Annotated in this window: 14 protein-coding genes; 8 read left to right on the top strand and 6 right to left on the bottom strand. The window is 51.6% G+C overall.

The window, feature by feature from the left end:
- Window positions 1–45: 45 nt before the first annotated feature.
- Window positions 46–1,170: an anhydro-N-acetylmuramic acid kinase gene (gene anmK / locus BS639_RS07735; protein ID WP_084982743.1), complete on the bottom strand. Its 1,125-nt coding sequence runs from the start codon at window positions 1,168–1,170 to the stop codon at window positions 46–48.
- A 362-nt stretch (window positions 1,171–1,532) separates the two neighbouring features.
- Between anmK and BS639_RS07730 the strand changes: the two genes are divergently transcribed.
- Complete coding sequence (locus BS639_RS07730) at window positions 1,533–2,006, top strand: outer membrane lipoprotein (RefSeq protein ID WP_055770303.1); 474 nt, start codon at window positions 1,533–1,535, stop codon at window positions 2,004–2,006.
- A gap of 161 nt (window positions 2,007–2,167) precedes the next feature.
- Here BS639_RS07730 and slyA read toward each other — a convergent pair whose 3' ends face one another.
- Window positions 2,168–2,602 carry a transcriptional regulator SlyA gene (gene slyA, locus BS639_RS07725; protein ID WP_055770299.1) on the bottom strand — a complete coding sequence of 145 codons (435 nt, stop codon included), beginning with the start codon at window positions 2,600–2,602 and terminating at the stop codon, window positions 2,168–2,170.
- A gap of 192 nt (window positions 2,603–2,794) precedes the next feature.
- On the opposite strand from slyA, the gene BS639_RS07720 reads away from it, so the two are divergent.
- Genes BS639_RS07720 through BS639_RS07710 form a run of 3 tightly spaced genes read left to right on the top strand, consistent with a single transcriptional unit; the run spans window position 2,795 to window position 5,956 of the window.
- Window positions 2,795–3,031, top strand: coding sequence for a DUF1656 domain-containing protein (locus BS639_RS07720; RefSeq protein WP_072156372.1), 237 nt, complete (start codon window positions 2,795–2,797; stop codon window positions 3,029–3,031).
- Window positions 3,032–3,037: 6 nt separating this feature from the next.
- Window positions 3,038–3,895, top strand: a complete 858-nt coding sequence (locus tag BS639_RS07715) for an efflux RND transporter periplasmic adaptor subunit (RefSeq protein WP_084982742.1) — start codon at window positions 3,038–3,040, stop codon at window positions 3,893–3,895.
- 9 nt (window positions 3,896–3,904) lie between these two features.
- Entirely contained in the window at window positions 3,905–5,956 is a 2,052-nt protein-coding gene (locus BS639_RS07710) for an FUSC family protein (protein ID WP_055770293.1), read from the top strand.
- 6 nt (window positions 5,957–5,962) lie between these two features.
- On the opposite strand, the gene BS639_RS07705 is transcribed toward BS639_RS07710, so the two are convergent.
- Both BS639_RS07705 and BS639_RS07700 read right to left on the bottom strand, forming a co-directional pair.
- Entirely contained in the window at window positions 5,963–6,859 is an 897-nt protein-coding gene (locus BS639_RS07705) for an aldo/keto reductase (protein ID WP_084982741.1), read from the bottom strand.
- A 78-nt stretch (window positions 6,860–6,937) separates the two neighbouring features.
- Complete coding sequence (locus BS639_RS07700) at window positions 6,938–7,177, bottom strand: DUF1289 domain-containing protein (protein WP_072156371.1); 240 nt, start codon at window positions 7,175–7,177, stop codon at window positions 6,938–6,940.
- Between the two features lie 202 nt (window positions 7,178–7,379).
- Between BS639_RS07700 and nemA the strand changes: the two genes are divergently transcribed.
- The 3 genes from nemA (at window position 7,380) to rnt (ending at window position 9,793) form a co-directional block, all read left to right on the top strand.
- Window positions 7,380–8,471 (top strand): alkene reductase, encoded by a 1,092-nt coding sequence (nemA, locus tag BS639_RS07695; protein ID WP_055770284.1) that lies wholly within the window; start codon window positions 7,380–7,382, stop codon window positions 8,469–8,471.
- Between the two features lie 123 nt (window positions 8,472–8,594).
- Window positions 8,595–9,002, top strand: a complete 408-nt coding sequence (gene gloA / locus BS639_RS07690; protein ID WP_055770281.1) for a lactoylglutathione lyase — start codon at window positions 8,595–8,597, stop codon at window positions 9,000–9,002.
- 92 nt (window positions 9,003–9,094) lie between these two features.
- A complete protein-coding gene (gene rnt, locus BS639_RS07685) occupies window positions 9,095–9,793 on the top strand; it encodes a ribonuclease T (RefSeq protein ID WP_055770277.1) in 699 nt (232 codons plus the stop codon).
- 82 nt (window positions 9,794–9,875) lie between these two features.
- Here the strand turns inward: rnt and BS639_RS07680 are convergent, their stop codons facing one another.
- Both BS639_RS07680 and BS639_RS07675 read right to left on the bottom strand, forming a co-directional pair.
- A complete protein-coding gene (locus BS639_RS07680) occupies window positions 9,876–10,334 on the bottom strand; it encodes a GNAT family N-acetyltransferase (protein WP_084982739.1) in 459 nt (152 codons plus the stop codon).
- A 76-nt stretch (window positions 10,335–10,410) separates the two neighbouring features.
- On the bottom strand, window positions 10,411–11,640 hold the full coding sequence (locus tag BS639_RS07675; RefSeq protein WP_084982738.1) for an MFS transporter: 1,230 nt from the start codon (window positions 11,638–11,640) through the stop codon (window positions 10,411–10,413).
- A gap of 116 nt (window positions 11,641–11,756) precedes the next feature.
- Between BS639_RS07675 and BS639_RS07670 the strand changes: the two genes are divergently transcribed.
- Complete coding sequence (locus BS639_RS07670; protein ID WP_084982737.1) at window positions 11,757–12,626, top strand: LysR family transcriptional regulator; 870 nt, start codon at window positions 11,757–11,759, stop codon at window positions 12,624–12,626.
- Window position 12,627 lies beyond the last annotated feature (1 nt).

The raw sequence follows: 12,627 nt of genomic DNA, 5'->3' as shown, positions 1-12,627 counted from the left end.
GTTTTATACGCCGAAAAAGGCAGGTCAATCGTCGACTATCTTAGCCTACTGGCGGGGGATGTTTGAAAAAACCGGATAAATCGCACCGAGTACCGTCTCGCGACTGGCACCCGTGACCGACGGCAAGTTGCCGGGCTGGCCAGAAAGTGTGCGAAACGCCAACCAGGCAAAGGCTAGCGCCTCCATGTCGTCACCGCTGACGCCAAAAGCGTCGGTGCTGCTCACTTCCGTGCCCGGTAGCATGGCCGACATTCGTGCCATCACCAGCGGATTGCGCGCACCGCCGCCGCACACCAGCAGCCTGTCGCAGCCTCCGGCCAGTTGTACTTGCTCAGTAATGCTGGTTGCGGTCAGCTCGGCCAGCGTCGCCTGCACGTCCTGTGGCGAGAGTGGGTGCACCTGTGCAAGCTGCTTATCAACCCAGCCCTGATTAAAATATTCGCGTCCGGTGCTTTTTGGCGCAGGCTCCGAAAAATACGGGTCGGCAAGCATATGCTGTAGCAGAGTAAGGTCAACGTGCCCTTCGTTGGCCCATTCGGCGTTGTGGTCGTAGGGACGCTGCTTATGCTGCCAAATCCAGGCGTCCATCAGCATATTTCCCGGACCGGTGTCATAGCCACGAATGGGCTGTCCCGGCAGCAGCAGAGACAGGTTGGCGATGCCGCCGATATTAAGGATCATCCGTCGCTCGGTCGGGTGCGCCAACAGTGCCTGATGGAACGCGGGAACCAGCGGTGCGCCCTGGCCGCCCCAAGCCATGTCGCGGCGACGGAAGTCCCCAATGGTGGTAATACCGGTCATCGCCGCAATACGGTTATTGTCGCCGAGCTGCATGGAGAAAGGGGTGTTACCTTTAGGTTGGTGCCACACGGTTTGTCCGTGACAGCCAATCGCCGTCACCTCTTCAGCGGCAATGCCCGACTGGTTAATAAGACCTAGCACGGCTTCTGCAAACAGCTGCCCCAGTTGGGCGTCTAGCTCACCAACCTGCGCCAGCGTTACTGCCTGCCCCTGACACATGCCCAGTACCGCCTCCTTAATTGCCTGAGGTATGGGATGCAGATAACTTGCCTGCTGAGCCACCATCCGCTCATCAATAGCCGCCAGAACCACGTCAACACCATCAAGACTGGTGCCGGACATAACGCCGATATAACGACCTGACTTCATTGATAGCATCTTTTGAACTCCCTCAGAAAAGCGGTAAGGATAGAAGTTTAATAAAACAGAACTCGTCCAGCAACGCTATGTTTTACTTTGCCTTTTATTAGAGATATGCGACCTGCGTGCGTTTTGTCTGCGCGATAGTGGCACAGACCGTCACAAAGAAATGATTTAGAGCGGTTATTTTTTTGCTAATCTCGCAAAATTAAACCAACGTTTATTATTAGTTGATAGGCGTGTCTATAAGATAATCACCAGTTTGAGTTATGATAGTAGCTGACGCTATCTACAATGATGTTGAACTGTGTCCCGATTTCAAACGTCGAAGCGCCAGGCAACGTCGGCGTGTAATTAAACAGGAGCTTTTTATGATCAAGCGTATTCTCATCGTCGCTCTGATGGGCACTTCCCTCGCGGGCTGTGTTAGCGACAACGCCCTGTCGGGCAATGTTTACTCAGCCTCTCAGGCGAAACAGGTTCAGTATGTGACTTACGGCACGCTGGTCTCTGTGCGTCCGGTACAAATTCAAGGTGGCGACGAAAACAACGTGATCGGCGCAATCGGCGGGGCTGTGTTAGGTGGCTTCCTCGGTAACACCATTGGCGGTGGCGCAGGCCGCAGCCTTGCAACGGCAGGTGGCGCAGTAGCCGGTGCGGTAGCTGGCCAAGGCGTTTCAAGCGCATTGAACCGCTCTAACGGCGTTGAGCTTCAGGTCCGTAAAGACGATGGCAACACCATCATGGTGGTGCAGAAAGCAGACAGCAATACCAAATACTATGTTGGCCAACGCGTCAGCATGGCGAGCAGCGGCAGCACTATCACCGTTTCTCCAAGCGTTTAACCTCCCGCAAACATTGCCCGTCTAGACTGTAGACGCACGTTGTAGACAAAAGACGGGCACAAAAAATCGGAATCCTGGGTAACCAGGTTCCGATTTTTTTTCAAACTTACATTCAAAGCCCATGACTAAAACGTACGCGCTGGTGTTCGCTTTCGCTATCGCTAAGGTTTGTTCTGTAATGAAGCAATATTTTTTTCTAATCTAGCCAGCATTTCAAGCAACAGAGAGATATCGGTAGAGGACATGCCCGATAAAATTTCTTTACGAGTATCGGTAATCACCGTTTCCATCTGATTGATGATAGGTGCCGCCTCCTCCGTCAGTTTAATGCGTTTGGCGCGACGATCGCTGGCGCAGGTCTGTCGGGTTATCAATCTCTTCTCTTCAAGTTGATCCAGCGTTCTGACCAAAGAGGGCTGTTCAATGCCAATTGCCTTCGCCAACTGAATTTGTGACTGCTCAGGTGGCAACATATTGATGTTATGCAAAGTAACCCAATGCGTTTGGGTCAGCTCCAACGGCTTAAGTCGGTCGTCGATCAACGCACGCCAGACACGAACTAATCGTGCGAGATCTGACCCAAGATTCGATTCCAATGCACTCTCCTTATAATTAGCATGCTAAGATAACTCCCCAGAGTTTAGCTTAGTTCTCTTGTATTTAATCGTAAAATTACGAATCAAAAAACGTAATACCTTATACAATTAATCTGAGACGTGTGCCCCAAATGCCAATACGCACTTAGAAGCAGGTTATTTATAACACAACCCGATGCAGAGATTAATATTGTGATTGCCCAAATGTTCCATTCTGGTCCTTTTCTCCAAGATCTTGTCCTGGGTGCCTCCCTTTATTTCCCTCCCATTTTTAAAGCTTTTTTACTTGGGCTACTCATTTGGCTGTTAATTCATCATTTACTGCGGGACTGGATCTATTCTGGTGAGATATGGCATCCGACATTGATGGATTTATCTCTATTTGTCATTTCAATATGCGCTGCGCTGTTTCTTGTCGTGAACGAGTAAAAAAAGATGAAATTTAAGACAATTAAATATTTTTCAACGATAGCGGTGGTTGCCGTTGCGCTCTGTGCTGGTTGGTTGATGTGGAACTATTACATGCAGTCGCCGTGGACGCGTGATGGAAAAGTTCGCGCCGAATTAGTTGATATCACACCAGAAGTGTCCGGAAGAATCACCGATATTAGGGTCCATGACAATCAATATGTCCATGCCGGAGAGGTTTTGTTTAACCTTGACCCAGTGCCTTTCCAAATTGCGGTCGATAACGCACAGGCCTCGGTAGACAAAGCGCAGGCCGACGTTGACAAGGCTAATCACGAGGCCCAACGCAGGCAAAAACTGGGACGCGAGGTTATCTCCAGTGAGTCTTTAGATCAGTCCGTATTAGAAGCCAAGTCCATGCAGGCAAGTCTTGCCTCTGCCAAAGCCGCGTTGGAACAGGCGCGTTGGAATTTAAGCAAAACCACTCTATTTGCCCCAACGGACGGCTATATCACCAACCTTCAGGCTCGCAAAGGTAACTATGCCTCCACGGGAACGCCCTTAGTCGCGCTCATCGATGCACATTCGTTTTATGTTTTAGGCTATTTCGAGGAAACAAAACTTAAACACATCAACGTCGGGAATCAGGCCGATATTATTTTGTATAACGGCAATATTCCACTTAAGGGCCAAGTTGAAAGTATTGGCCGGGCAATATATGACCAGAGCGTTGAAAGCTCAACCGGCTTATTACTTGATGTAAAACCGAATGTACCGTGGGTGAGACTGGCGCAGCGCGTTCCGGTGAGAATAAAAATTGAGAATATACCGCAGAATTTGGTTTTAGTGGCGGGTACGACCTGCACAATTTCAATTCATTATTAAGGCAAACGCGTGAATCTCTCGTGGCTGGAATGGAAAAATACGCTGTGGGGTAAAGCAACGGCAGCTCAGTGGCGCTATGCGTTGCGTAATTCTATCGCCATGTGTCTCGCGCTGTGGATTGCCTTTGTGCTGGAACTTGACGAACCCTACTGGGCGCTGACCTCGGCGGCTGTGGTTAGTTTTCCCACCGTGGGTGGCGTGATAAGCAAAAGCATTGGCCGCGTGTTCGGCAGCCTTCTTGGTGCATCGGCGGCGGTATTGATAGCCGGACACTGCCTCAACGATCCTTGGCTGTTTACCCTATTCATTGCGGCGTGGTTAGGCTTGTGTACCTATGTGTCAAACCTCTATCAAAACAATGTCTCTTACGCCTTTGCGCTGGCCGGATACACGGCGGCTATCATCGCCTTCTCAACGGTTAACGTCACCGATACCGGCACCATTTTCGATATCGCGCAGGCCAGGGTTTGCGAAGTCATTACCGGAATTTTGTGCGGCGCCTTTATGATGATGGTGCTGCCGAGTACTTCCGACGGCGATGCGCTGCTGACGTCGCTGCGCAAGATGCATGTGCAACTGCTTGAGCACGCGCAGCTGCTGTGGCGCAGTGAAGTGACCCAGCAGATCCGCGTCTCCCATGAAGGGGTAATCAATCAGATTCTGACACTGAATCTGCTGCGTATTCAGGCATTCTGGAGTCACTACCGACTGCGCCAGCAGAATAATTTACTCAACTACCTGCTGCACCAGCAATTGCGGCTAACCAGCTATATTTCCAGCCTGCGCAGGATGATGCTCAATTGGCCTACCCCACCTGAAAACCTTAACCAGGTTTTGGCTACGTTGCTCGAGCAGCTCCGCACCCCTGAGATGACGCAATATCAGTTAGCAAAAACCTTGACGCTCATTCGCCCGCAGGATCCGGCTGACTACCGTCACATCGCTTTTTGGCAGCGTCTTCGCGATTTCTGCTGGCTGTATCTGCGCACCGAACGCCTGTTACAACAGGTCGAAAATGCCAATCTGGTTGCCGTGGAGCAGATTCGGGCGCCGAAGGTCAGCCGCCTGACTCGCCACGCTGACAGCTACGAAGCTGCCTACAGCGGTTTTCGCACCTTTATTTGCATTGTGATTGCCTGCGCCTACTGGATTAACACACAGTGGGACTCAGGCGCGGCGGGTGTGACCTTGGCGGCCATTGGTTGTGTGCTTTACTCCTCCACCGCGTCCCCGATCAACAGCATTACTCTGCTAACCAAATCACTGATTTTGCTATTTATAAGCTGCTACATCCTGAAGTTTGGCCTGATGGTACAAATCAACGACTTTTGGCTATTTTGCGCCTTTTTACTGCCGATGCTCACCACCATGCAACTGTGTAAACTGCAGTTGAAACGCTACGCCGCCCTCTGGGGACAGCTTATCGTGTTTGGTGGATCGTTTTTGGCGGTGACAAATCCCCCCACCTATGACTATCAATCCTTTATCAATGACGGGCTGGCAAAAATAGCCGGCATCATGCTGGCGGGGATAGCCTTTCAGGTGTTACGCCCCAGCTCGGATCAGCGCAAAAGCCGCCGCCTGATCCGCGCGCTGCGCCGTGATTTTATCGACCAGCTCAGCCGCAGGCCGCAGCTTTCACACTTGCAGTTTGAGTCGCTGATTTACTATCGCGTCAACCTGCTTAATCAGAGCCAGGATCAGGTTTCTCGCACCTGGCTGTTGCGCTGGGGCGTGGTTTTGCTCAACTGTAGTCACATCGTGTGGCAGTTGAGAGAGTGGGAAACGCGGTCAAATCCGCTGTCCAAAGTGCGGGATATCTGTATTCACTGCCTGAAGGGGATCATGACCGAACGCGGAGTCAGTCACCCGCGGCTCGAAGCAAGTCTGACCGAGCTCCAGCGCATTAGCGAGGCGCTGGCGCGCCATCCGGATGCTTCTGCGCGACAGTTGGCGGGCGTTATCTGGCGTCTTTATTGTTCGCTTTCACAGTTGCAGTCGGCGATAAATATTGAGGACGTGGCGGCAGGCCCTTGCGAACCTGCGCCCAAACCTGCGTGACATTCTTTACGGAACGTCGTAACCCAGCGCCGCCTTGCGAATGCGGAACCACTGCTGGCGGTTAAGATTAAGCGATAATGCCTCCCACGCGGAGACCACGCGCTCAATCTTGCCGGTGCCAAGGATAGGCAGCGGGTTTGACGGTAAACGCATAATCCAGGCGTAAATCACCTGATCGATAGTCTGCGCACCGATCTCTTCGGCCACTTTTTGCAGCTCGTCGCGCAATGGTTGGAACTCCGCGTCATTAAATATCCGTCCTTGCCCCAGACAGGACCAGGCCATAGGGTGAATTCGCTCCTGCTGGCAACTATCCAAAGTACCGTCAAGGATAGCCGGCTGGTGTATCGGTGAAATCTCGACCTGATTGGTCACCAGTGCAAACGGCAGCCTAGATTGCAGCAGTTGAAACTGTGCGGGTGTGAAGTTTGACACGCCAAAATGTTTCACTTTACCACTTTGATGCAGCGCGATAAGACCCTCTGCCGTATCGTCCGCGTCCATTAGCGGATCGGGACGGTGGATAAGCAGTAGGTCAAGATAATCGGTGTGCAAATTCACCAGCGAGCGCTCTGCCTGCGCAACAATGTAGGCTTTATCGGTAACGTAGTGGCCGATGCGATTACCCGGGGCGGCGGTGGTTGAAATGCCACATTTACTCACCAACTGCATCTTCTCACGCAGCGCCGGCTTCAATTTCATCGCCGCACCAAAGGCAGCCTCACACTGATAGTTTCCGTAAATGTCGGCATGATCGGCGGTAGTCATTCCCAACTCGACGTGCTGCTCGATAAAGGCCAACAGTTGTTGCGCTGTCATGCCCCACTCCATCAACCGCCAATATCCACAGATCATCGTGGAAAATTCCGGTCCTTGCGGTGCAATACGCGTACGTTGTTCCATGCGATTTATTTCCTTATCTCGTTATTTAGCAGCAAGCATAGCTGCTTTCGGCAATTTTTCATTGATTTAAAAGGGATTTTAAAACAGAGAAGGCTGTTCAGGGGCGGGATCATCAGCGGGCTTTGCCGCGCGTTTCAAACGTAGAAAACGCTGGTGACAGAGCCGCAGTACGTGACGCTTTTCGACATCATTCATGTTCATCCAGCCAAAACGCTCCTCGCGGCTGCGAAAGCAACCACGGCAAAAACCGTTAGGACCTGCCTGACATACACCACGGCATGGACTGGGGATGTCAAAAAACTCAAGCTGCTGAGCCAAAATTCCTCCGCCTTAGTGAATATAAAGGATAAATAATTAACAAGTTGGATACATTTTATACCAGATCGACAGAGGCGATGCATCTTTACGTAGCAAAATGAGCTATCGAAAGCGGGTCGGGTTGACCTAGACTGATCGGTCTATTAACGTGTAGGGATTATGCAGTAATCGACTAGTCTAATTTTTAGAGAAAGGATTAACCATGACCCAGCTTTTTACCCCTCTCGTTGTCGGCAATAAAACCTTACCTAACCGCGTATTCATGGCACCGTTAACCCGCCTGCGCAGTATTGAACCGGGTGACATCCCGACGCCACTGATGGGCGAATACTATGCTCAGCGTCACAGCTCCGGCCTGATTATAACCGAAGCAACGCAGGTCTCATTCCAGGCGAAAGGCTATGCCGGTGCGCCGGGTCTACACACGCCTGAACAAACCGCCGCATGGAAAAAAATTGTTGCCGGCGTTCACGCTAAAGGCGGCAATATCGCCGTGCAGCTTTGGCATGTAGGCCGTATCTCGCACACCAGCCTGCAGCCAGGCAATCAGGCGCCGGTCGCGCCTTCTGCTATTGCCGCAGGCACCCGTACCAGCCTGCGAGACGAGCACGGTAATGCGGTTCGTGAAGACTGTTCAACGCCGCGCGCACTCGAGATTGGTGAGATCCCGGGGATTGTGAATGACTTCCGCCAGGCGGCCGCTAATTCCCGCGAAGCAGACTTTGACTATATCGAACTGCACGCCGCCCACGGCTATTTGCTGCACCAGTTCCTGTCACCGGCCTCAAACGTGCGTGAAGACCAGTACGGCGGCAGCATTGAAAACCGCACTCGTTTGACGCTAGAAGTGGTTGACGCCACCGTAGCTGAAATCGGCGCTGAGCGCGTAGGTATTCGTATTTCACCGATGGGGCCATTCAACGGTTTGGACAACGGTGAAGATCAAGAAGCTGCGGCAGTCTATCTGCTGGATGAGCTGAACAAGCGCAACCTGGCGTATCTGCACATTTCAGAGCCAGATTGGGCAGGCGGCAAGGCCTATACCGAGGCATTCCGTAAAGTTATTCGCCAGCACTATAAAGGTGTGATCGTCGGCGCGGGTGCCTACACCGCCGAGAAAGGTGAAGAACTGATTGAAAAAGGTTACATCGACGCCGTTGCCTTCGGCCGCAGCTATATCGCCAACCCAGACCTGGTTGAGCGTTTAAAAAGCCATGCTCCATTAAACGACCCACAGCCAGAATCTTTCTACGGCGGCGGCGCACAAGGTTATACCGACTACCCAACGCTGTAGGCATCCCCTTTTTATTCTCACGTTGATTACAGACTGCGCTGTTGGGCGCAGTCCTAAAGACAAAGCAATTTCATTCAGTTAGTCTAGTATTCAATAGATTTTAACTGGAAATCAGAGGAAATTATGCGTTTACTCCATACCATGCTCCGCGTTGGCGACATGCAGCGTTCCATTAAATTTTACACTGAAGTGCTGGGCATGCGCGTACTGCGCACCAGTCAAAATACCGAATACAAATACGATTTGACCTTCGTTGGCTATGAAGACGAAAGCAAAGGCGCAGTCATTGAATTGACTTACAACTACGGCGTTGACAGCTATGACCACGGTACCGCATTCGGTCACCTGGCGCTGGGCGTTGATGACGTAGCACAAACCTGCGAAGACATCCGTAAAGCGGGTGGCAGCGTAGTGCGCGAAGCGGGTCCAGTTAAAGGCGGCTCCACCATTATCGCCTTCGTTGAAGACCCAGATGGCTACAAAATCGAGCTTATCGAGTCCAAACACGCCGGTCAGGGTCTGGGCAACTAAGCCCTTTTAATACCGTGACTTTGGGGCGCTAATTCAGCGCCCTTTTTTCTATTTGCTTCTCCCTCCTGCATCTGGCTCGAAAATTTGCCATAATGCGCGCTGAATTCGTTAAAGATAAGATAAAGATGGCTGACAAAAGTGACATTAACGCCCTGAAAGGTCGTTTCCGTGGGTTTTATCCCGTGGTAATTGATGTAGAAACCGCCGGGTTTAATGCCCAGACCGACGCCCTGCTCGAAATTGCAGCCGTAACCTTGCGTATGGACGAAGACGGATGGCTGCACAACGACGAAACGCTGCATTTTCACGTGGAGCCTTTTGAGGGATCGATTTTACATCCTGAAGCGCTGGCCTTTAACGGCATCGATCCCACCAATCCTCTGCGCGGTGCGGTGAGCGAGTACGATGCACTGCACGCCATTTTCAAGGCGATCCGCAAGGGAATGAAGGAGCAGGACTGCAATCGGGCGATTATTGTTGCGCACAACGCCAATTTCGACCATAGCTTCCTGATGGCCGCCGCCGAACGCGCGGGTCTTAAGCGCAATCCTTTCCACCCGTTCGCCACGTTTGATACTGCGGCGTTGAGCGGGCTAGTGCTGGGACAAACCGTGCTGGCAAAAGCCTGTATTAGCGCTGGGATTGTTTTTGACAGCGCGCAGGCGCACTCCGCGTTATATGACACCGAGCAAACTGCTGAACTGTTTTGTGAACTGGTCAACCGCTGGAAACGTTTAGGCGGCTGGCCACTGCCGATCGCCGAAGAAGAAACTGGCGACCCGGAGCAATAAGCTCGGCGGGAATAAAGTTCTAAAAATTAAAAAAATCAGCGGCGTTTCAACGCCGCTTTTTTTATGACAAATTCTGGCGGCCCTACAGCATAAGCTTGTAACCCGCATGAATTGACACAAACCCCAACTTCTCATAAAAGCGATGTGCATCAGGGCGTTGATTATCGGTAGTGAGCTGCACCAGATAACAGCCGCGCGACCTGCAGGTCTGTATTGCCCATTCAAACATCAGCTCGCCTATTCCCATCCCACGATGTGCACCGCCGATTCTTACGCCTTCAATTTGGCTACGCCACGCGCCTCGGCGGGCGAGTCCGGGCACAAACGTTATTTGCAGTGTACCGACAATTTTATCCCCCAAAACAGCAACGGCCTGTAGCTGATTTGCATCAGGGTTAATGGCGTTAAAGGCATCAACGTACTCTTGTGCAGGCGGGTAAATAGCATTCTCACGCTGCTTTCCTAAAATATCGTCAGCCAGCATCGCAATAATAGCCGGTAAATCTGAGAGGACAGCAGCACGGAAAGTGATATTATTCATTGAATTAAATCCTGATATTTTAAAAATCATCTTGGCTTAATTAAACATCAATACGATAACGATTTATCGCCCAGGCTCAATGCGTCACTTTTTTATTTATTCCTAACGCACAGGACGCCGCAAAACCCACCACCAGTAAAATAACGCAAAACAGCACGACGCCGTTCCAGCTGTAACGTTGCCAGACCGTTCCACCGGCTGAACCTAATACGCTTGACCCCAGATAATAGGCCAGTAAATACAACGCAGAAGCATGGCCTTTGTTTCCTTGAGCGAGCAGTCCGACCCAACCGCTGGCCACTGAGTGAGTCATAAAAAAGCCGACGGTTACGAATATGATGCCCAAAACGATCAGCCATAGAGGGGTGAGTAACGTCAGAAGCAGACCAATAACCGAAATCGATAGGCCGTAAAACAGCACCTGACGACGGCCCAATTTATCGGCTAAGCCACCCGCCAATGAAGAGGCGGCGATGCCAAAAATATAGGCGGTAAAAATCAGGCCAATCTGGGTTTGTGAAAGCGCATAAGGACGCTGCATCAGGCGGAATCCGGCATAGTTATATATCGTCACGAATACCCCCATCACCACGAAGCCCATCAAAAATACCCACGGCAAGCGCGTGTTTAACAAATGCTGACGCCAGGCGTCGAGATGGAAAATCAGATCAAAACTCTTACGTCTCACAAAACGCCGTGAAGGCGGCAACAGCATGAAAAATCCCACCGCAGCAAAAAGGTCAATGACACCAATGGTGATAATGGCCGTTTGCCAAGAGAATTGTTCATACAGATAACTCATACCCACGCGGCCAACCATACCACCGAACGCCGTGCCGCCAACGTATATACCCATTGATAATCCCAGACCGCTGGCGTCTATTTCTTCGGCCAGATACGCCATCGCCACCGCAGGAACGCCGCCAAGCACAAAGCCCTCGGCTGCCCTTATCACCAACAAACTGTGCCAACCGGGAACAAAAGCCACCGCCACGTTCAGCCCGGCCGCCAACAGCATCGAAATAAACATCAGTTCGCGTCGTCCCCAGTTTTCAGACAGCGCGCCAACCAAAATAATCGACAATGCTAGAAAAGCCGTGGTTAGCGACAGCACGAGTGAGCTTTGCGCCGCACCGACGTGAAATTGCTGAGCAAAAATGGGCAGTAAGGGTTGAACACAGTAAAGGAGAGAGAACGTAGAAAACCCGGCTAAAAACAGCGCGACACTGACAGACCAGTAGGCGCGTGTGGCGGGTGAAATGCCCTGCTCAGCAGACTGCGCGGGGTTTTGACGTTGAGCTTGCATAATATTTTCCCTGAGTGAAAGCCTCACTCGTTAAGAACCATGCAAATATTATCGGCAGCCAAGGTTATACTTACCAATATATATCACTAACCACTGCTATAGGTTTTGCGACTATCATGGAATTAAGACACTTGCGGTATTTTTTGATGGTGGCGGAAGAACTGAACTTCTCCCGCGCGGCCTTACGCCTAAACATAAGCCAGCCCCCGCTTAGCCAGCAGATCAAAGCGCTGGAAGCCACGGTTGGAGCCCCTCTATTCCGCCGTCTTTCTCACGGCGTAGAGCTGACGGCGGCCGGAATAGCGTTTCAGTTTGAAGCAATAAGATCGGTCGAAAGTGCAGAGAAAGCCGTGATTGCCGCCCAACGCGTGGCGCGAGGATTAACCGGCGATTTACGTTTAGGATTCACCAGCTCAGCGGCGTTTAACCCTTCGGTGGCGGCGCAAATTCGCGATTTTAAAAGGACATGGCCGCTGATCCGTCTGCATCTTGAGGAAAACAACACGCTGTACCTACTCGAGGGACTGCTTGAGAACCGACTGGACGTCATCTATATGCGCCCCGGCATTAGCACCCCTGAAAATTTGACCTTATATCGCCTGCAGGATGAGCCCATGAAGGTCGCGGTTCCAGCGACGCATCCGCTGGCACATCAGCAATCCGTTGACTTGCTCGAGCTTAAAGATGAACCCTTTATTTTATTTCCTGCTGCCGTTGGGCTGTCGTTGTTTGACGAAATCATGACCTGCTGCCGCGCGGTGGGCTTTGAGCCTAACCGCATTCAGATTGCACCGCAGATATCGTCTGTGGTTAACCTGGTGGCTGCGGAAATGGGTATTTCCGTGGTGCCCGCTTCAGTGGCGCAGATTCAGGTTTTAAACGTCCGCTATATTGATATTAGCGGACGTGCTCCTGTTGCTCGTTTGGCCCTCGCGACCCGCCGCCATGAACGGTCAATAATCGTTAAAAATTTTGTTCAGACGTAGC

The organism is Rouxiella silvae, from assembly GCF_002093625.1.
GTDB lineage: Bacteria > Pseudomonadota > Gammaproteobacteria > Enterobacterales > Enterobacteriaceae > Rouxiella > Rouxiella silvae.
Note: the sequence above shows the minus strand (reverse complement) of the source record. Positions and strands in the feature narration are given on the sequence as shown.